This is a genomic window from Nonomuraea sp. MG754425, from assembly GCF_021699195.1.
Classification (GTDB): domain Bacteria; phylum Actinomycetota; class Actinomycetes; order Streptosporangiales; family Streptosporangiaceae; genus Nonomuraea.
The window spans coordinates 19,791-38,284 of record NZ_SSXE01000044.1 but is presented as its reverse complement, the minus strand read 5'-3'; the positions used below and the strand labels follow the sequence as shown (position 1 = coordinate 38,284).

The following is an 18,494-nucleotide window of genomic DNA, read 5'->3' as shown; positions in this document are numbered from 1 at the left end:
CCCGACCGTCAGGAGATGCGGCGCAGCCGGACGGCGTCGGCGACGACGTACCCGTCCGCCGCGTTGCTCAGGCCGATCGTGGTCAGGCCCGCGCTCATGCGGTACCTGCCGAGCGGCACCCAGGAGCCGCCGCGTGGCTCCGTCACCCCGGCCTTGCGCTGGTCGACCCGCACCACCTTGGTCCCGCCCACGTAGGTGACGGTGAAGGGCGCGTCGCTCGCGCGGTTCTCGTGCGCGGTGTGCGAGACCTGCACCTCGTAGACCCCGTCGCACGGCACCGGCAGACGCCACCGGACGGCACTCCCGCCCGTGCCGGCGGGCGCCGTGCGGTAGTTGCCGCCCCGGTAGCCGGCCACGCCCGTCGCCGCCGACCAGGTGCCGGTGACGACCTGGTAGCCGAGTTCGTCGTTGTCGACCACCACGTCGCCGGGCACGTCGGCCCGCGACGGGGCGTCGATCAGGCTCAGCGTGTCCAGCGAGACCAGCCGGCCGCCCCCGCGACCGGTCCCGGAGGCGGTGCAGCGGAGCCGGTGCGGGCCGGCCGTCAGGTGGACCTCGCCGAGGTGGGCGACGTCGTAGCCGTCGGCCCGGTCCGCCGTGGTGTCCAGCACCGCCGTCGTCGGGGGGCGCTTGCCGTCCACGGTGACGGTGACCAGGCCGCCGTCGGCGGAGCGGAAGTAGCGCAGCAGCAGCTCGTAGCTCCCCGTCGCCGCGACGTCCACGGTGTACTCGAGGAAGGCCCCGGTCTGGGACGAGGTGAACAGCGCCCTGTTCCCCCCGCGGGCCACCGGGTCGGCGACGGTGGACAGGGTGCCCTGGTCCGCCTGCGCGCCGGTGGACAGGTCGATCACGTGTTCGCGGTAGCCGGGGCCGCCCTGCGGGCTGTCCCTGCCGTCGGTCAGCCATTGGAGGGAGAAGCGGCAGGCGACCACCCGGCGCGGGAAGCTCGGGTTGTCCCCGTCGCGGCCGTACACCAGCACGATCGTGCCGTCGGAGAGCCTGGCCAGCTCGGAGTAGTACGAGCGGCCGGTGTTGATCACCCGGCTGTAGCGGAAGGAGTAGGCGTCGTCGTAGCTCACTGAGACGGTCATGTTGGTACGCACCGGCGAGTCGGGCCGGCTGAACAGCACCCGGCTGACCTCCGGCGTGCCCGGGCGGCCGCTGTAGCGCAACAGACTGGCGTCCACGGCGTTGAACGTGCCGGTGGACCCGTCCAGCCGCGGCGGCGACCAGGTGAGCCCGCGGTCGGAGCTGACCGACACGATCCGCTGCCGGTTCCCGCCCGCCGCGGCGCGGCCGTTGAGCAGCACCGTGCCGTCCGTGCGCTGGATCAGCCTGGCCTCGTTGATCGGGTAGGCGACGGAGACCGGCACCTCGGCGGTGGCCTGCCAGCTCTGGCCGTGGTCGTCGCTGTAGATCGACGCCACGCCGTAGAAGCGCTGTTCGACGGTGTTGCCGACGATCACCCGGCGGTGGGAGCAGTTGAGCAGCAGCCGGCCGTTGTCGAGCTGGATGCCGTGGCCGGGCCCCGGGCCGTGCAACGCCCAGTCGTACGGGAAGTGGTCGAACAGACCGGACATCTCGCGCGGCTCGCTCCAGGTGCGGCCGCCGTCCGCGCTGGAGATCAGGTAGAGGTCGCCCTTGTCGCCGGAGCAACCGGTGTTCTCCGGCAGCCGCACGGAGAGCATGTAGAACAGGAAGACGCCGCCCGTGCTCCGGTCGACGACGAACGCCGGGTTGCCCCACGACCGGCCCTCGACCGAGGTGACCAGCGTCTGCGTCGCCTCCCAGCTCTCGCCGCCGCGCGGGCCGCGGCGCAGCACCAGGTCCCGGGGGCCGGCGTCGCACACCTCGTGCCGGCCCTCGGTGACGACGAGGACGGTGTCGTCCGGCAGCACCGTCAGGCCGTGCACGTGGTAGCTCTCCAGGGGGTCCACGGTGTTGTCCCACAGCGTGGTCTCGTCGAAGGAGACCGGCGCCCGCCGGGACGGCGTCGCGCTCGCGGGTAAGGCGGGGCCGAGCGCGGCGGCCAGCGACGCCGCGGCCAGGCCCTTGCCGAACGTCCTGCGGCCGATGCCGGTGTGCCAGGAATGTGACGGTGCCACGTGCTACCTCCGGAGTAAGAGATGGGCTTCTTCGTCGGCGAGCAGGGCGATCAGGTCGCGCCGCTCGGCCTGGCTGCACGGCATGAGCGGCGCGGCCACGTGTGGGGGGCACAGCCCGCGGTCGTCGAGCACCGCCTTGATCGCGGGCACTCCCGGCCGTACGGAGTGCACGGCGAGCAGCCTGGTGAGCAGGCTCTGCGCGTCCTCCGCGGCGCCGTCCCGGCCGGCCTCGTGGGCCGCGACGAGTTCGGCGGCCGGCCCGGGGGCCAGGTTCGCGATGCCGGGGACGATGCCGTCCGCGCCGAGGCGCAGCGCCGCGAGCAGGTGGGTCTCCGCGCCCTGGCTCACGCCGAAGTCCGGTCGGCGCCGGGCGGCCGAGACGATGTGCCGCAGCAGGTCCAGGTCGCCCGAGCTGTCCTTGACGCCCACCACGTGCGGCATGGCCACCAGCCGGTCGATCAGGTCGGGGCCGAGCGGGTTGCTGTAGCGGGGCGCGTTGTAGGCGACCAGCGGCATGCCGAGGTCGGCCAGGGCCTCGTAGTGGGCGGCGATCTCGTCGTCGCGGTGCCGGAAGTAGATGGGCGGGCTGAGCACGAGCGCGTCGGGCCGGGCCGCCGCGACCGCCGCCGCGCGCCGGCGCGCCTCCGCGGTCCCGGCCGCCGTGACGTTGCACAACACCGGCCCGCCGGTGAGCCGGCGCCACTGCCCGGCCACGTGGACGGCGAACTCCGTGAGCGCGTCGACCGGCAGCAGCGGGCCCTCGCCGTTGCTGCCGAACAGCATCAGGCTGCGCGCGCCCGCCGCGGCGAGCCCTTCGAGCAGCGCCCGCGCCGCCTGCCCCGAGGGCACGCCCGGCTCGCTCATCGGCGTGACGAGCGGGATCATCAGACCGCCGAGCAGCCGGCGGCCGTCCGTCGGCATCAGTACCCCCTGATCTCGGGCCAGGCGAGCTCCACGCCGTCGGCGACCAGTTCGCTCTGGAAGGCCCGCAGCCGGTCGCCGTCGGCGTGCACCTGCTCGGGTTCCAGCCCGTGGTCGAGGCAGTGCGCGGCCAGCGCCCCGGCCGCCTCGCCGATGTTCCACTCCACCGGGTGCAGGCGGTAGCAGCCGTTGGTGATGTGCGTGGTGCCGATGTTCTTGCCCGCGGGGAGCAGGTTGCGCAGCCGGACCGGGAGGAGCGCGCCGAGCGGGATCTGGAACGGCGAGCTGGCGACGTCGACGTAGGTGTCGCCGCCGGTCGAGGGGTGCAGGTCGATGCGGTACATGCCGATCCCGACGGAGTCGGGGTAGACGACCGCGCCGGCGGCACCGCGGACGGCCAGCGACAGGTCCTGTTCGACGATCCGGTAGCGGGCGGCGATCCGCCGGGCCTCGCGGATGTAGGGGGCCTTGGCCAGCCCGTCGGCGGTGCCCATCACGTCGCCGCGCAGCCGCAGGCCGGGCCATCCGGTGCCGCCGTCGGCGCGCGGCGCCTCGGTCTGGAGCCAGTAGAGCATGCTCATGCTCAGCTCGCGGGCGCCGGCCAGGTGCTTGTCGCGCTCCTCGTCGCTGACGCCGATCAGCGGGCCCGGCAGGTAGTCGATCATCGGCCAGTTGACGATGGTGACGTCGCTGAGGGCGAATCCCGGCCGGTACAGGTTGCGCGACAGCACCCGGCGGAACGCCCACAGCTCCTTGTCGCCCGGGTCGGTGCGCTGGTCGGCGACCACCGGGGACGGTTCCGGGTTCGGCACGAAGGCGCGACGCACCGTCTCCAGCGTCCTCGGGTCGGGCGCGCTCAGGCTGAGCAGCGGGTTCGGCCACTTCGGCGGCTGGTAGCGCACCCAGTCCGCGTAGCCGGCGGGCCGGTCGATGGTGTGGTCCTGACCGGCCCGGTGCTCGATCGCGAACACCCAGGAGAACGCCTGCATGTTCGCCGGCTGGGCCTCGTCGGGGGCGCTCGGCTCCCCGGTGTCGTGCCGGGACTCGAAGCCGGTGACGTGCTCGGCGCCGGTGAGCGGCAGCAGGTCGCCGAGTTCCGTGGCGTCCAGCACGTACGGGGCCGTCACCTCCAGCCGGTGCCCGTCGGCCGCCTCGACGGTGACGGCGTGCACCCGGTCGCCGTCCACGGTGGCGGCGACGACCTTGTGGCCGTACAGGATGCGCAGCCGGCCCGCCGACACGTACGGCGCCACCATGGCGTCGAGCACGGCGGCGGCTGCTTTGGGCTCGTGGCACAGCCGCGAGACCCGCCCCTCGCCGGGGTTGAGGTCGGGACGGGCGCGGGCCTCGGCGGTCAGCGGGTACCAGGTCCGGTAGTACTCCCGGATCGCGTCGCGCAGCCCGCGGTAGCTGCGGGTGCAGCCGAACTGCTCGATCCAGGTGTGCTCGTCCGGTGGCACGCCCTGGCTGGTGAGCTGCCCGCCGATCCAGTCGGTCTCCTCGACGAGAAGCACGGACCGGCCCCTGCGCAGTGCGGCCAGCGCGGCGGCGACGCCACCGAGCCCGCCGCCGGCCACGAGGATGTCGGCCGTTGTCTCGGATTCCCTTGTCACGCGGGCATTCCCCCATCGTTGTCGTGGTGATCGTTTCGAGTCATCCGGAAGGGCACCGGCTGCGCGGAGACCGTCAGCCGGATCGGGGCGCCCGGTCCCGGCGGGGTGACGTGCAGGTCGCCGCTGCCGTGGGCGATCCCGGCCACCTCGGCGGCGCTGCGCCGGTAGGCGGTGATGACGACGCCCGGTGCGGCGTCGAGCAGCGGGCGTCCGTCGAGCGTCACGGTGAGCCGGTCGCCGGCGGTCACGGTGAGCCGGCCGTCGCCGAGCGGCAGGCCGGCCAGTTCCGCGGGCTCGCCGGGGTGCGCGAAGCGCCAGCCGTCCTCGCGGGCGTCGGCGAGTTCGCCGTAGGCGAGGTAGGCGAGCAGGCCGCCCCAGGCCATCAGCCCGTCGGAGCGGGCCTTGAACGCCCGCACGTCCTCGCCGTGGGTGGCCGGGTAGTTCTCGCGGACGTGGCTGTGCTGCTCCCATTCGGCCTGGAACAGCCGCAGCAGCGCGGCGACCAGCGGGCGGGCGGTCTCGGTCAGGTCGTAGCGGCGCAGGCCCTCGATCGCGAGGTAGGCCATGGGCGCCCAGACGCGTCCGCGCCAGTAGGTGGCCGCGTAGCCGGGGTCGTCGCGGGCGACGCTGGGCAGCGGCGGGTCGCCGCCGAGCGTCTGCGGTCGCAGCAGCCGCGCGGCCAGATCGGCGGCCCGCCCGGCGTCCGGCAGGCCGGCCAGCAGCGGGTAGAGCAGGGTCGGCGAGACGTGCGGGTCGTGGGTGCCGTCGGCCCGCAGGTTCCGGTAGCCGCCGCGCTCGTCGTCCCACAGCAGGGGGTCGGCGAGCGCCCGCGCCCGCTCGGCCTCGTCCCGGAGCCGCTGCGCGACGCCGCTCTCGCCCAGCGTGCCGGCGATCGCGGCGAGCGCCTCGGCGTCGGCGATGTGCAGCGCGACCAGCCCGGCGTCGGCCAGGTTCATCGTGTGCGTGTCCGGGTCGTAGGCGACCTCGTCGTACATGGGCGAGTCGTCCAGGCCGGACTCCCGTTTGGTCCGGTCGAGGGTGGCCGAGCCGGGGTCGCCGTCCACCGGGTCCGAGCCCCAGGCGAGCAGGCCGTACGGGCCGCGCCGGGCGCGGGGCCACCAGTCGTGCCAGGCCAGCAGGGCCGGGAACGTTCCGGTGAGCAGCGCCCGGTCGCGGGTCTCGTCCGACAGCCCGCCGGCCAGGTACGCCTTGCGCACGGTCAGCCCGCCCACCGGGGGCTGCGAGCGGTCGGCGGTGACGCCCTTGTCGTCGGACACCCGGTTGGGGATCATGCCCGAGGCGTCGGCGAAGGGCAGGATCTGGCCGAAGATCTCCCGGGCGTGGTCGCGGTCGACGGTGGAGGCGACCAGGCCGGTGAAGAACGTGTCCCACGCGTGCAGCGCCCAGGTGCCGTAGAAGCCCCTGCGCCGCTCGGAGACGAAGTCCCGCGAGGTCGGCGTGAGCACGCGGCCGAGGTCGGGGGCGTAGATCCGGTTCCAGGTGACGGCCCGGGTCGCGGCGTCGGCGGCGTCGCCGAGCCAGCCTCCCGAACGGGGGGCGGCGCGCTCGGCGTCGGCTCGGCGGCCGGCCAGCACGGCTTCGACCAGCGGGCGCACGCCGTCCGGGCCGCCGGGCGTGCCGCGCGGAGCCACGTGCAGGTCGACCCGGCCACCGAACTCCAGCAGGCAGCCGCCGGCCGGGCAGAGTTCCGTGCCCTGGCGGTCCGGCTCGCCGGTGGCGTGCCAGTCGGCCCGCCAGGCGGTGACGTCGGTGTCGGGGCCGCCGTCCACCGCCACGAGCACGCCCGCGCTGCCCTCGGCCCGTACGTACAGGTCGTCCGCGGGCCCGCCGGCCATCACCAGGTGCAGCCGGCCGCCGCCCGCCTCGACGACGACCTCCGCGTACTCGCCGCCCACGGTGTGGTGGCCGAGCCGGACCAGGCCGTCGCGCCAGGTGAACCCGTCGAGGGGGGCGCCGGGCACGCCGAAGCGGATCCGCAGCCCCGACGGCAGGTGCGTCATGCCGGTGTGGGTGGTGACGTCCCACGTGTTCCATCCGCGGGTCATTCGTCAACTCCGAGGTCCAGGGCCGCGTCGAGCAGGGCTTGGGTGTATTCGTGCCGGGGCGCGCCGAGCACCTCGCCGGCCGGTCCTTCCTCGACGACGGCGCCGCCGCGCATCACCGCCACCCGGTCGGCGATCTGGTGGACCACGCCCAGGTCGTGCGTGATGAACAGCAGTGCGAGCCGGTGGGTGCGCCGCAGGTCCACGAGCAGCCGCAGGATCTGCGCCTGCACGGACACGTCGAGGGCCGAGACCGCCTCGTCGCACACCAGCAGCCGGGGCCCGACCGCCAGCGCGCGGGCGATGCTGACCCGCTGGCACTGGCCGCCGGACAGGTCGCCGGCGCGCCGGCCGGTCACGTCGGCGTCGAGACCGACGTCGGCCAGCAGCCGGTGCAGCGCCTCGGTCCGGTCACCCGGCGGCGCCGCGGCCGGATGCGTCCGCCATGCCTCGCCGATGAGATCGGCGACCGGCATCCGCGGGTTGAGCGACGAGCGCGGATCCTGGAACACCATCTGGATGGCGCGCTGCAACTCCGGCGGGCGGCGGCCGACCGGGCCGAGCGGCTGCCCGTCGAAGGTCAGCGTCCCGGAGTCGGGTCGTTGCAGCCCGACCACGCAGCGGGCGACGGTGGTCTTGCCGGAGCCCGACTCCCCCACGACGGCGAGCGTCTCCTCGGGCGCGACCCGCAGGCTGACACCGTCGGCCGCGACCAGCCCGCCCCGGAAGGTGACGCGCAGGTCGGTCACCTCGAGCGTGTCGTTCACGGGGTGAGCACCTCCTCGGCGAAGTGGCAGGCGCTCCACCGGCCCGGCGCGACCTCGCGCGCCGGCGGCACCTCGGCGCGGCACCGGTCCCGGGCCAGCGGGCACCTCGGGTGGAACGCGCATCCGGACGGCCGGTGCGCCGGCGTCGCGGGCGTCCCGGGCAGCGGGTCGGCCAGCGCCGTCCTGGTCCGCACCGCGGGCACGCTCGCCACCAGGGCCCTGGTGTAGGGGTGCGCGGGACGGCGCAGCACCTCGGCGGCGGGGCCGCGTTCGGCGACGCGTCCCGCGTACATGACCACGACCTGGTCGGCGACGTGGGCGATCACCCGCAGGTCGTGGCTGACCAGCAGCATCGACAGTCCCTCCTGCTGGATCGAGCGGAGCAGCCGCAGGATCCTGGCCTGGACGGTGACGTCGAGCGCGGTGGTCGGCTCGTCCGCGAGCAGCAGCGCCGGGTTGCCGGCCAGGGCCAGGGCGATCATGGCGCGCTGGCGCAGCCCGCCGGAGAACTCGTAGGGATAGTCGCCCATCCGCCGTTCCGGGTCCGGCACCCCGGCCCGGTCGAGCAGGTCGATCACCGCGCGCCGGACCTCGGCCCGCGGCCGTCCGGCCCGCCGCAGGATCTCGCCCACCTGCCTGCCGATGGTCAGGCTCGGGTTCAGCGCGGCGAGCGGATCCTGGAAGATCATCGAGATCTGGTGGCCCCGGACGCGCCGCCAGTCGGTCTCCGGCCGCAGGAGGTCCGCCCCGCGCCAGAGCAGCCGGCCGCCGGTGGCCGCGCGGTCGGGCAGCAGGCCGATGACCGCGAGCGCGGTCATCGTCTTGCCGCTGCCCGACTCGCCGATCAGGCCGACCGTGGTGCCCGCGGGCACGTCGAACGACACCCCGTCGACCACGCGGACGACGTCCCCCTGCGGGTCGGGCAGGTCGATGACGAGGTCCTCGACCTGCAGCAGAGGCGTGCCGGGCGGCGGGTTCACCGCTCCCGTTCCGTCCGGACGCTGCGCTGTCACCCGGCCGCCCATCACGCGCCCGCGAGCCGGACGCGGGAGAAGTCGGGCAGTCCGCTCGGATCCGGGGTGAATCCGGTGACGCGCGCCCGCCAGGAGTAGGCCAGTTGCACCGTCATCGGGTACATGCCGACCGCGTCGTCCCAGATGATCTTCCCGGCCTGGCCGTAGAGGTCGGCGCGCTCGGCCTCGTCCGTGCTCGCGCCGGCCTCGGCCAGCAGCTTGTCCAGATCCTTGTCGCAGTAGCCGGTACGGCCCGCCGCGCACGTGTAGAGCCGGCCCAGGTTGCTCGCCGCGTCGTAGGTGGGCGTGGCGAGCTGCTGGAAGTTGACGTCCCAGTTGAGCGCGAGCAGGTCCTCGGTGAAGACCGCCTTCTCCTTCTCCAGCACGTCCACCTTGACGCCGATCTCGGCCAGGTCGGAGGCCACGGCCTGCACGAACGGGCGGAACTCGGCGTCGGAGAACTGCAGCCGCAGCTTCTTGCCGAAGTCGAAGCCGGCGGCCTCCAGCGCGGCCTTGGCGGCGGCCGGATCGTGGGCGACCGGGCTCTGCTTGGCGTAGCCGAGCACCGCGGGCGCCACCAGGCCGTCGGCCAGGGCGCCGGTCTGCGGGTAGAGCTGCTTGATGATGGTGTCGAAACCGACTCCCTGCCACAGGGCGCGGCGCACCTCGGGCTTCTTGAGTCCCGGGGTCGAGGAGTTGAACCACATGGTGAACACCGCGGTGCTCGGCACGGTCTTGACGGTCAGGCCGTCCGATCCGTTCAGGGTGGGCAACTGGTCGTCGGGGATGCCCCAGAGCACGTCGAGCTCGCCGGTCCGTAGCGCGGTCAGCCGCGCCGACAGGTCCGGGATGGTACGGATGTCCAGGTGGCCGAGCTGCGGCGGGCCGCCCCAGTGCTTCGCGTTCGCGCTCAGCGCCAGCACCTCGCCGGGCGCGAACCGGTCCACGGCGAACGGTCCGGAGCCGACGGGACGCTCGAAGAACGCGGTGTCCTGGGCCGTGACCGTGCGCGGCAGGACGTAGAACAGGCCGAGCTTGCGCGGGATCGACGCGTCCGGGGCCGGGGCCGTCAGCTTGACCTCGGTGTCGGCGGGGGCGGTCATCTTGTAGTCGGGGAAGTTGGCGGCGTTCGGGCCGTCCAGGGTCATCATCCGCTCGAAGGAGGCGACCACGTCGGCGGCGGCCAGCGGCTTGCCGTCGGAGAAGGTGACGCCGTTCCTGAGGTGGAACGTCCACTCCGCCGCGGTGGCGCCGGGCTCCCACGTCTCGGCCAGGTCGCCGACGACCTTGCCGTCGGCGCCGGGGCGCACGAGCCTGCTGAAGATCGCCTGGGCGGCCAGTTGGGTGCCGGTCGAGGCGCCCTGGGCCCCGTGCGGGTCGAGGCTCTCGATCGGGTACGTGCCCGCGGCCGTCAGCTTCTCGCCGGCCGGATCGCCGCCGCCCCCGCCACCGCTGGTCGTGGAGCAGCCGGCGAGCAGCAGGACGGCCGCCGCCACGATCGCCGTTGTCTTGCAGAACCCAGTCATCGAGTTCTCCTGTCAGGAAGGAAGGGGGGTCAGGAACGGGGACGGCGCTGCCCGTGGCGCGCGGTGAGCTGGTCGCCGAGGATGCCGATGTTGATGATCAGCAGGGACAGGGCGATGCCGGGCAACGTGGAGATCCACCAGGCGGTCTCCAGATACTGCTGGCCGTTCGCGATGGTCTGCCCCCACGACACGGCCCCGGTCGGCAGCCCGATGCCGAGGAAGCTCAGGCCCGCCTCGGCCAGCACGACGAGGGCGAACTCCAGCGTGGCCAGCGCGACGACCGGCCCCACGGTGAAGGGCACCACGTGCCGGACGATGATCGACCTGACGGGCACGCCCATCACCCGGGCCGCGTCCACCCAGGCCCGCTCGCGCAGGGACAGCGCGACGCCCCGGGTGACCCTGGCGAAGGAGATCCAGGCCGTCACCGACAGCGAGAGCACCACCACGGGGACGCTGCGGGCGAACACGCCGGCGATCACGATCGCGAGCAGGATCGCCGGGAACGCCTGCAGCACGTCGGTGATCCGGGCCAGCACCGCGTCCAGCCGGCCGCGGCTGTAGCCGGCCACGACGCCGATCGTGACGCCGACCACGCACGCCACCAGCACGGTCGCCAGCCCGATGCCGAGCGAGGTGCGCGCACCGTAGACGATCTGGGCGAGGATGTCCCGGCCGAGCGCGTCGGTGCCGAGCCAGGCGATCTCGCCGGAGGCGATCCGCGACCCGGGGGCGAGCAGCCGGTCGGGCAGCGGGGTGCGCACCGGGTCGTAGTCGATGACCAGCGGCCCGATCAGGGCCACCAGCACGTACAGCGCGATCACCGCGTACGGCACGCGGGCCAGCGCGCCGCTGCGCCACCGGCGCGTGGCCACCTGCTGGGGCAGCACCGCGGCCTGGCTCATGACGCGACCTCCGTCCGGATGCGCGGGTCCAGCCGGACGTAGAGCACGTCGGCGACGATGTTGAGCACCATCACCACGCCGGCGATCAGCAGCGTCACCGCCTGCACGACCGCGTAGTCGCGGTTGGCGACCGCGTCCACGACCAGGGAACCGAGGCCGGGCCAGGCGAAGACGTTCTCCACGATCACCGCGCCTCCCATGAGGGCCCCCATCTGCAGGCCGACGATGGTCACGACCGGGATGAGCGAGTTGCGCAGCGCGTGTCCCAGCAGGACCTGCCGCTCGCTGAGCCCCTTGGAGCGCGCCGTCTGCACGTACGGCTCGCGCATCGCCTCCGCGACGCTGCTCCTGGTGAGCCGGGCGACGATCGCGGTGAACGGGAAGGCCAGCGTCACCGCGGGCAGCACCAGGTGCGCGGGCGTGCCGACCCCGGCGCTGGGCAGCAGCCGCAGGCCGAGCGCGAAGGTCAGGACCAGCATGATCCCCACCCAGAACGTCGGGAAGGACTGCAGGGCGATCGTCACCGCGGACACCACCCGGTCCACCGCGCCGCCGGGCCGGCTGCCCGCGACGAGCCCGAGTGCCAGGCCGACGGCGACGGCGACGGCCGTCGCGGTGAGGGTGAGGTCGATCGTGGCGGGCAGCCGTTCGAACACCGCCTCCATGGCCGGGCGGCCGAGCCGGTACGACTCGCCGAAGTCCAGCCTGAGCACGTCGCCGAGGTAGCGGACGTACTGCTCGAACAGCGGTTTGTCGAGACCGAGCGCGGCGGTGAGCCGGGCGATCTGCTCCTTGTCGGCGTCCGGGCCGAGGAAGACGGCCGCCGGGTCGCCGGGGGCGGCGCGGACGATGACGAAGATGACCGAGGCCGCGCCCCACATCACGAACACGCCGATCAGCAGCCGGCGCACCACCATGCGGGTCACCGCGACCACGTCCGTTCCGGGGCGGGGCCGATGGAGTCGCCGGGCACGAAGCTGCACGGCACGGTGAGCTGCGGGGCCGCGCCGTCGGGGCCGTCCAGCAGGCTGATGAGGAGTTGCACGGCCGTGCGGGCCATCTCGGCCCGGGGCAGCGAGTAGCGGGTCCAGTTGCGCAGTTCGGGCGTCCACGACGGCGGGTCGCCGAGCAGCGCGATCGAGCAGTCGGCGGGGAAGCGCACCCCGCCGTCCGCGCTGGTCACGTCCAGCGCGGTGGTCAGCCGGTTGTCCTCGCTCGGCTCGACGAGGATCGCGGTGACGCCGGCCGTGTCCGTCCAGTGCCTGATGAACGCGGGGGTCAGGTCGGCGGGGTCGGCCAGGGTGCGGATCAGCGACTCGTCCACGGCGATCCCGGCCGCGGCCAGTCCCCGCCGGTAGCCGCTCTCGCGATCGCGGGTCGGCTCGCTGTCCCCGGTCGCGCGCAGGTGCAGGATCCGGCGATGCCCTCGCCGGACCAGTTCCCCGACGAGGTCGCTCGTGGCGTTGACGTAGTCGGCCGCGACGTACGACAGCTCCGCGCCGTCGAGTTCGCGGCGGCCGATGAAGACGATCGGGAAGTCCTCCCGGACCAGCTCCGCCAGCTCCTCGCGACGCACGTTGCGGCCCAGCAGCACGCAGCCGTCCGCGAGCTTGAGCCGGTTCACCCCTCCGGTGTAGATCTCCCGCTCCCCGGAGCCGATCGAGGTGAACAGCAGCAGGTCGTAGCCCTGCCGCGCGGCCTCCTCCTCCACGCCCATCAGGAAGGGGTAGTAGAAGTCGCGCTGGTCGGTCGGGAAGACGGGCTCGAACGTGTACAGACCCAGCAGGTACGTGCGGCCGCCCTTGAGGCTCTTGGCGGCGATGTTGGCCGAGTAGCCCAGCTCCCCCGCCGCCGCGAGGACCGCTTGCCGGGTGGGCTCGGCGATCTGGGTGCTGGCCGGGCCGCCGCTGAGGACGAGCGACACGGTCGCCTGTGACACACCGGCGCGTCTGGCGATGTCGAGCTGGGTCGCTCGCCGCTGCCGTGGAGGGGCCATGCCGACTCCCATCGAGGCGGTTAATACGTATTAGAAGTGGCTCGGATGTTAATAGGACATTTCCGGACACGTCAATAGGTGACATTTTTCGCCATCCGGATGCATCATCGGTCCATGGCTGCCGGCACACCCCCATGGCGATGATGGGGCGATGACGAACTCCGACCTGAAGACCTCGTTCGAGCGCGACGGCTTCCTCGTCCTCGACCACGCCCTCACCCCCGGCGAGGTCGCCAAGCTGCTCGAAGAGGCCGTCGGCATCTGCCGGGGCGAGCTCGGCGACATCCGCGGCGCGCTGCCCGCCGAGGCCGCCGACACCGACGACGACGTGCTGCGCAGGTTCCTGTGCGTGCACTACCCGCACAAGCTCTCCGCCCTGCTGCTCGCCACGATGCGCCATCCGGCGATTGTTTCGGCGCTCACCTCGCTGATCGGCCCGAACGTCAAGGCGATGCAGTCGATGCTGTTCATCAAGTCCGAGGGCGAACCGGGTCAGGCCTGGCACCAGGACGAGCTGTTCATCCCGACCCGCGACCGCTCCCTCACGGCGGCCTGGATCGCGCTCGACGACGCCACCGTGGCGAACGGCTGCCTCTGGGTGCTGCCGGGATCGCACCGGCGCGGCGTGCTCTACCCGAACCGCGAGCACGACGACCCCCGCTACGACTGCACGGTGGAGTCCTACGGTTTCCCCTTCGAGGACTCCGACGCCGTGCCCGTCGAGGTCGAGGCGGGCAGCGTGGTGCTGTTCAACGGCTACCTGCTGCACAGGTCGCTGCCCAACACCGCCCGGCACGGCTACCGGCGGGCGCTGGTCAACCACTACATGAGCGCCGAGTCCCTGCTGCCCTGGGCCGTCCCGGCGCAGGGCGTGGGCATGGCGCAGGCGGACTTCCGGGACATCGTCCTGGTCGCCGGCTCCGACCCGTACGCGTACAAGGGGCTCGACGACGTGCGTGAGCCCCGGGTCCGCCCCAACCGCGACGGCGGCTGTGACAGATGACGATCTCCGTCGACCTGGTCGCCCGGCTCGGGCCGAGCGTGGCGGACTATCCCCCCGGCTCGGCCTTCGGCCCGCGGGTGGCCAGGTCGTACCAGTTCGTCTGGCTCCTCGAAGGCAGCGCGACCTGGCTGTGGGACGACCTCGCCCTCCCGCTGGCCCCGGGTGAGCTGCTGCTCATCCGGCCGGGCATGCGCGACACGTTCCGCTGGGACCCCCGTACGCCCACCCGGCACGCGTACGTGCACTTCACGCTCACCGGCCAGGCGCCGGCCGGCTGGCCGCTGACCCGGGGCCTGACCGGACGGCACGACCCGATGGGCGCCCTGTGCCAATACCTGCTCTGGCTGGGCGCCGAGTGCCCGCCGGGCTGGCGGGCCCAGGCGGGCGAGACGCTGCGCCTGCTGGTGCTGACGTTCCTGGCCCATCCCCCGCCGGCGCACCGCGCGCCGGCGACCCTGCCCGCACCCCTGGCGGCGATGATGGGCGCGGTGCGCGCGTACTGGTCCGACGGGGTGGCCCGGCCGATCCCGATGCGGGAGCTCGCCTCGGCCGCCCGCGTCTCGCCGAGCACGCTGTACCGGACGTTCCGCCGCACGTTCGGCGTCGGCCCGGTCGCCGCCATCGAGTTGCTCCGGCTGACCAGGGCCGAGCCGCTCCTGTGGCAGAGCAACCTGTCCATGCAGGCGGTCGCCGTGCAGTGCGGCTTCACGGACGCGTACCACTTCTCCCGCCGGTTCCGCGCGATCTACGGGATGGCGCCGACCACGTTCCGCACCACCCCGCCGGAGGCCGCCCCGCCCTCACCGGCCGAGTCCCACGGCCTCACCCTGCTGCGGCCCCTCCTCCAGCCCCGCTGACGAAACGATCAGGACCCACGCTGCCGTCGCGGCACACGACCCTGGAGTTGCCGCCGGGTACGGTTCCGCGCGTCGTCGAAGTGGGGAGTCGTCGCGACGTACGTCCCCCACTCCCAGGGAATCCAGGGCTGGCAGGCGGCCTCGGCAGGCGTGCGGCTCCCGTCCCACCGATCGGATCCGGCCAGGTCGAGGGGGCGACGGAGGTGGGGTTCAGCCGGCGCAGGCCGTGCGGACCTCGGCGATCAGCCCGGACGCCGCGTCGATGGTGCGGCCGATCTCCCGGGGAGTCGTCCCGACCGCGGCGAGCAGCGCCTGTGCCCGTTCCCGGAAGCCCTCGGGGGCCGACGGCAGCCGGGCGGCCGAGGCGACCATACCCTTCTCGTTGATCAGCCACGCCCCGTCGGCGGCGTGCAGCGCGTGGCAGGCCACGCCGATCGCCCGGAACAGCGCCCCGGCCGCGTACGCCGGGTCGTTCCCGGCGGCCCCGTAGCGGGCGGTCGTCAGGGCGAAGTCGCACTCCCACAACCCGGCGACGAGAGCCTCGCGCAGGGCCGGAGGGTAGTGCGCGGTCCGCTCCCGCAGGGCGGTGAGCTCGCCGGACGGGTCGTCGAGCACCTGGCACAGCGCGACCTCGCCGGCGTAGGCGTGGGAGTAGAAGCCCAGCGGGTGGCCGGGCTGCGCGCCGATCTCGTAGTGTCCGGCCTGGCAGTCTCGCCAGATCCGGTGCACGCGGTCGAGGTCGCGGTAGATCCAGTCCACCCGCCGGCCGCCGACGGTGAGCCAGCCGCCGCCGTCCACCCATGGCCCCCAGCCGCCGGGCTCGGTGACGGCGGTGTCCTCGCCCGTCAGCTCGCGTGCGAGCGCGCGCAGTTCCGCGACGCCGGGCCGTCCCCGGTAGTAGAGGCCGAGGTCGATGTCGCTGTCCGGGCGGTGGGTGCCGCGCGCGCGGCTGCCGCCCAGCGCGACGGCCACCACGCCCGGCACCGCGGCCAGCCGCCCGGCGATGGCAGGAAGATCCGGATCGCGCACGGCACGAGCCTAGCGCCGCGCGACGGGGTCCACGCGCCGGGTGGACGTGGTCCGTCCGGCGCCGATCACGGCTTGACAATGATTTTTTTCGGTGCCATCGTTTCCCCATGTACGAAGTGGCGGTGATCGAGGACGCCGCGGCAGCCGAGGCGTCGCTCGACCCCATGCGGTCGAAACTGCTGGCCGAGCTGGTGGAACCCGGCTCGGCGACGTCCCTGGCGGCCAAGGTGGGCCTGGCCAGGCAGAAGGTCAACTACCACCTGCGCACCCTCGAACGCCACGGCCTGGTGGAGCTGGTCGAGGAGCGCAGGAAGGGCAACGTCACCGAGCGGGTGATGCAGGCCACGGCGGCCTCGTTCGTGATCTCCCCCACCGCGCTGTCCTCCGTGCAGCCCGACCCCGCGAGGTCGCCCGACCGGCTGTCGGCCCGCTGGTTGCTGGCGCTGGCGGCGCAGCTCGTACGGGATGTCGGCACCCTGGTCACCGGGGCGGCCAAGGCGCAGAAGCGGGTGGCGACGTTCGCCGTGGACGGCGAGGTGCGCTTCGCGTCGGCGGCCGACCGGGCGGCGTTCGCGGAGGAGCTGACGCAGTGCGTGACCTCGCTGATCAGCAAATATCATGACGAGTCCGCCGAGGGCGGGCGCGAGCACCGGCTGATCGTGGCGGTCCACCCCTCCGTGACCGCCGCGCAGCAGGAGCACTGAGGTGGGCCAGGATTTCGAGGTGCCGCTGGAGGCCACGGTCGGGGCCGCCCCGGAGGAGGTCTGGGAGGCCATCTCGACCGGGCCCGGCATCGACTCGTGGTTCCTGGGGCGCAGCGAGGTGGCCGACGGCGTCGTGCGCACCGCGTTCGGCCCGTTCGACATGCCGCCCTCCCACGTCACCGCCGCCGAGCCGGGGCGGCACCTGGCCCACTCCAGCGACAAGGCCGACGACGGCCGTTTCGTCGCCTACGAGTTCATGATCGAGGGCCGCGACCGGGGCAGCACCCTCGTCCGCATGGTGACCAGCGGTTTCCTGCCCGGCGACGACTGGCAGGACGAGTTCGAGGCCATGTCCAGGGGCCTGGAGCTGTACTTCGCGACGCTGGTGGAGTACCTCGGGCACTTCGCGGGCCGGGTGGCGACACCGCTCACGGAGTTCGGGCCGCCGGTCGCGGACTGGGCGCCGGCGTGGGACCGCCTGTACGCGACGCTCGGCGGCGAGCCCGCCGTGGGCGACCGGGTCGCCGTCAACGGCGTCGAGGGGGTCGTCTACTTCCGCAACGCCCAGACGCTCGGCATCCGCTCCGGCGCGGCCATGTACCGCCTCATGCAGGGCTTCGGCGGGTCGCTGATCGCCTCGCACCTGCTGTTCGAGGGCGGGGACGACCAGGGGCCGCGATGGCGGTCCTGGCTGGCGGAACTACCCGCCGGCTGATCGCGCCCGGGATGTCACCTCGGCACCTCGTCGTACGTCGGCACCTGGTTGGCGTCGATCGAGGCCCGCTCGTCCGCCGCCAGACCGGCCGCGGCGAGGATCTCCTGCACCATCGCGTTCTTGCCCCGCCCGTAGGCGAAGATGTCGGCGGCGCTCGCGCCGACGCGCTTCTTCACGGCGGCGTACCGCTCGCGCAGGACGGGGTCGGCCCGCAGGACGTCCCGGACGGCGAGGTGGTTGCGCAGCGACAGCGAGCCCTCGACGATGACGTAGGTGTTGGTGCCGGCCAGCCGCTCGGGCTCCTTGAAGGCCCACCGCTGGGGGATGCCCAGCTCGCCGACCGGGGAGAAGCCCAGCCCGGCCAGGACGTCCGAGGCGGCCTCGACGTGCCGGGCGGCCACCACGATGTCGCAGTCGATGACCGGCTTGGCGGCCAGGCCGGGGACCGACGTGCTGCCGACGTGCTCGATCGAGATCACCGGCACCTCGGCGGCGGCCAGCGCCCCGGCGTACTCCGCACGGAGTACGTCGAAGCGGGCGGGCCACGCGGGGTCGTAGTCGACAACCGTGATCATTGACGCAGCCTACAGCCCAGGTCGATCCCGTCACTCCTTGACGACGTCGGCGCGCGACCTGCCCAGCTCGGCCACGAGTTCCTCCATGACCTCGGCGTAACCGAGGTAGCTGTAGCGTTCGGCCGCGTGCCAGGGGTAGAGCTGGCCGGCTCTGACGGCGGGCAGCCTGGCCCAGGTCGGCTTCGCGGCCGTCTCCTCGATCTTCATCGACTGGGAGCGGGCGTCCACGAGGATCACGCCGGCCTGGTACCTGTCGGCGTTCTCCCAGCTCAGCACCTCCCAGAAACCGCCTTCGCGCTCCGTCGGCCGTTCGGGCGAGACGATGTTCAGGCCCAGTTCGCCTCAGTACGCGATGTCGGGGTGGTCCGGCAGGTAGGCGACGTACAGCGACTCCGGCGTGCCGGTGACGATCATGACGCTGAGGTCGGGACGCTCGGCGGCGAGCTTCCGGAGCGCGGCCCCGGCGGCCTCGAAGCGGGCCTCGGCCTCGGGCCGCTTGGGCAGGGAGACGTTCTTGCCACGGTCGTCGGTCCAGGTCCAGGGGCAGTGCGCGGTCGCCTGCCCGGCGGGGAGGCGGCGGGCGCGGACGTCCCGCCACAGGCGCTGACGCCGAGCAGGGCGACGACGAGGGCGACGACGGCGCGTCGCGGGGCATGGCTTCTCCCCAGGGGGACCGGCACTACCGTCGGCTTAGCCTTACCT

General features: G+C 73.5%; 17 protein-coding genes. 4 read left to right on the top strand and 13 right to left on the bottom strand.

Annotated features, from left to right (window positions below):
• Window positions 1-8: 8 nt before the first annotated feature.
• Genes FAF44_RS17665 through FAF44_RS17620 form a run of 10 tightly spaced genes read right to left on the bottom strand, consistent with a single transcriptional unit; the run spans window position 9 to window position 12,909 of the window.
• A complete protein-coding gene (locus FAF44_RS17665) occupies window positions 9-2,105 on the bottom strand; it encodes an exo-alpha-sialidase (RefSeq protein ID WP_237104274.1) in 2,097 nt (698 codons plus the stop codon).
• Window positions 2,106-2,108: 3 nt separating this feature from the next.
• Entirely contained in the window at window positions 2,109-3,026 is a 918-nt protein-coding gene (locus tag FAF44_RS17660) for a dihydrodipicolinate synthase family protein (protein WP_237104273.1), read from the bottom strand.
• A complete protein-coding gene (locus tag FAF44_RS17655; RefSeq protein WP_237104272.1) occupies window positions 3,026-4,639 on the bottom strand; it encodes an FAD-dependent oxidoreductase in 1,614 nt (537 codons plus the stop codon). The genes FAF44_RS17660 and FAF44_RS17655 overlap by 1 nt, the downstream gene beginning before the upstream one ends.
• Window positions 4,636-6,705: an alpha,alpha-trehalase gene (locus FAF44_RS17650; protein ID WP_237104271.1), complete on the bottom strand. Its 2,070-nt coding sequence runs from the start codon at window positions 6,703-6,705 to the stop codon at window positions 4,636-4,638. Before FAF44_RS17650 ends, FAF44_RS17655 begins: the two co-directional genes overlap by 4 nt.
• The gene (locus FAF44_RS17645; protein ID WP_237104270.1) at window positions 6,702-7,469 is read right to left on the bottom strand and encodes an ABC transporter ATP-binding protein; all 768 of its coding nucleotides are present in this window, start codon (window positions 7,467-7,469) and stop codon (window positions 6,702-6,704) included. The genes FAF44_RS17650 and FAF44_RS17645 overlap by 4 nt, the downstream gene beginning before the upstream one ends.
• Window positions 7,466-8,482, bottom strand: a complete 1,017-nt coding sequence (locus FAF44_RS17640; RefSeq protein ID WP_237104269.1) for an ABC transporter ATP-binding protein — start codon at window positions 8,480-8,482, stop codon at window positions 7,466-7,468. Before FAF44_RS17640 ends, FAF44_RS17645 begins: the two co-directional genes overlap by 4 nt.
• Before the next feature lie 11 nt (window positions 8,483-8,493).
• Window positions 8,494-10,008 carry an ABC transporter substrate-binding protein gene (locus FAF44_RS17635; RefSeq protein ID WP_237104268.1) on the bottom strand — a complete coding sequence of 505 codons (1,515 nt, stop codon included), beginning with the start codon at window positions 10,006-10,008 and terminating at the stop codon, window positions 8,494-8,496.
• A 29-nt stretch (window positions 10,009-10,037) separates the two neighbouring features.
• Window positions 10,038-10,913 carry an ABC transporter permease gene (locus tag FAF44_RS17630; protein ID WP_237104267.1) on the bottom strand — a complete coding sequence of 292 codons (876 nt, stop codon included), beginning with the start codon at window positions 10,911-10,913 and terminating at the stop codon, window positions 10,038-10,040.
• Window positions 10,910-11,848, bottom strand: coding sequence for an ABC transporter permease (locus tag FAF44_RS17625; RefSeq protein WP_237104266.1), 939 nt, complete (start codon window positions 11,846-11,848; stop codon window positions 10,910-10,912). Before FAF44_RS17625 ends, FAF44_RS17630 begins: the two co-directional genes overlap by 4 nt.
• A complete protein-coding gene (locus FAF44_RS17620; protein WP_237104265.1) occupies window positions 11,836-12,909 on the bottom strand; it encodes a LacI family DNA-binding transcriptional regulator in 1,074 nt (357 codons plus the stop codon). The genes FAF44_RS17625 and FAF44_RS17620 overlap by 13 nt, the downstream gene beginning before the upstream one ends.
• Window positions 12,910-13,060: 151 nt before the next feature.
• Here FAF44_RS17620 and FAF44_RS17615 point away from each other — a divergent pair, with 151 nt between their 5' ends.
• Together FAF44_RS17615 and FAF44_RS17610 are read left to right on the top strand one after the other, a co-directional pair.
• Window positions 13,061-13,912, top strand: coding sequence for a phytanoyl-CoA dioxygenase family protein (locus FAF44_RS17615; protein ID WP_237104264.1), 852 nt, complete (start codon window positions 13,061-13,063; stop codon window positions 13,910-13,912).
• Window positions 13,909-14,769: an AraC family transcriptional regulator gene (locus FAF44_RS17610; RefSeq protein WP_237104263.1), complete on the top strand. Its 861-nt coding sequence runs from the start codon at window positions 13,909-13,911 to the stop codon at window positions 14,767-14,769. The genes FAF44_RS17615 and FAF44_RS17610 overlap by 4 nt, the downstream gene beginning before the upstream one ends.
• A 210-nt stretch (window positions 14,770-14,979) precedes the next feature.
• On the opposite strand, the gene FAF44_RS17605 is transcribed toward FAF44_RS17610, so the two are convergent.
• The gene (locus FAF44_RS17605; RefSeq protein ID WP_237104262.1) at window positions 14,980-15,798 is read right to left on the bottom strand and encodes a nucleotidyltransferase family protein; all 819 of its coding nucleotides are present in this window, start codon (window positions 15,796-15,798) and stop codon (window positions 14,980-14,982) included.
• 107 nt (window positions 15,799-15,905) lie between these two features.
• On the opposite strand from FAF44_RS17605, the gene FAF44_RS17600 reads away from it, so the two are divergent.
• Complete coding sequence (locus tag FAF44_RS17600) at window positions 15,906-16,502, top strand: helix-turn-helix domain-containing protein (protein ID WP_237104261.1); 597 nt, start codon at window positions 15,906-15,908, stop codon at window positions 16,500-16,502.
• A 1-nt stretch (window position 16,503) separates the two neighbouring features.
• Window positions 16,504-17,217, top strand: coding sequence for an SRPBCC domain-containing protein (locus FAF44_RS17595; RefSeq protein ID WP_237104260.1), 714 nt, complete (start codon window positions 16,504-16,506; stop codon window positions 17,215-17,217).
• A 14-nt stretch (window positions 17,218-17,231) separates the two neighbouring features.
• Here the strand turns inward: FAF44_RS17595 and FAF44_RS17590 are convergent, their stop codons facing one another.
• Both FAF44_RS17590 and FAF44_RS17585 read right to left on the bottom strand, forming a co-directional pair.
• On the bottom strand, window positions 17,232-17,792 hold the full coding sequence (locus tag FAF44_RS17590; RefSeq protein WP_237104259.1) for a GrpB family protein: 561 nt from the start codon (window positions 17,790-17,792) through the stop codon (window positions 17,232-17,234).
• A 30-nt stretch (window positions 17,793-17,822) separates the two neighbouring features.
• Complete coding sequence (locus FAF44_RS17585) at window positions 17,823-18,116, bottom strand: ABC transporter substrate-binding protein (RefSeq protein ID WP_308193336.1); 294 nt, start codon at window positions 18,114-18,116, stop codon at window positions 17,823-17,825.
• Window positions 18,117-18,494: the final 378 nt, after the last annotated feature.

Bases quoted from the DNA above. Each gene is read 5' to 3' on its own strand.
- FAF44_RS17620 (WP_237104265.1), bottom strand. From the start codon at position 12,909: ATGGCCCCTCCACGGCAGCGGCGAGCGACCCAGCTCGACATCGCCAGA.
- FAF44_RS17650 (WP_237104271.1), bottom strand. From the start codon at position 6,705: ATGACCCGCGGATGGAACACGTGGGACGTCACCACCCACACCGGCATG.
- FAF44_RS17635 (WP_237104268.1), bottom strand. From the start codon at position 10,008: ATGACTGGGTTCTGCAAGACAACGGCGATCGTGGCGGCGGCCGTCCTG.
- FAF44_RS17590 (WP_237104259.1), bottom strand. From the start codon at position 17,792: ATGATCACGGTTGTCGACTACGACCCCGCGTGGCCCGCCCGCTTCGAC.
- FAF44_RS17600 (WP_237104261.1), top strand. From the start codon at position 15,906: ATGTACGAAGTGGCGGTGATCGAGGACGCCGCGGCAGCCGAGGCGTCG.
- FAF44_RS17630 (WP_237104267.1), bottom strand. From the start codon at position 10,913: ATGAGCCAGGCCGCGGTGCTGCCCCAGCAGGTGGCCACGCGCCGGTGG.
- FAF44_RS17615 (WP_237104264.1), top strand. From the start codon at position 13,061: ATGACGAACTCCGACCTGAAGACCTCGTTCGAGCGCGACGGCTTCCTC.
- FAF44_RS17660 (WP_237104273.1), bottom strand. From the start codon at position 3,026: ATGCCGACGGACGGCCGCCGGCTGCTCGGCGGTCTGATGATCCCGCTC.
- FAF44_RS17610 (WP_237104263.1), top strand. From the start codon at position 13,909: ATGACGATCTCCGTCGACCTGGTCGCCCGGCTCGGGCCGAGCGTGGCG.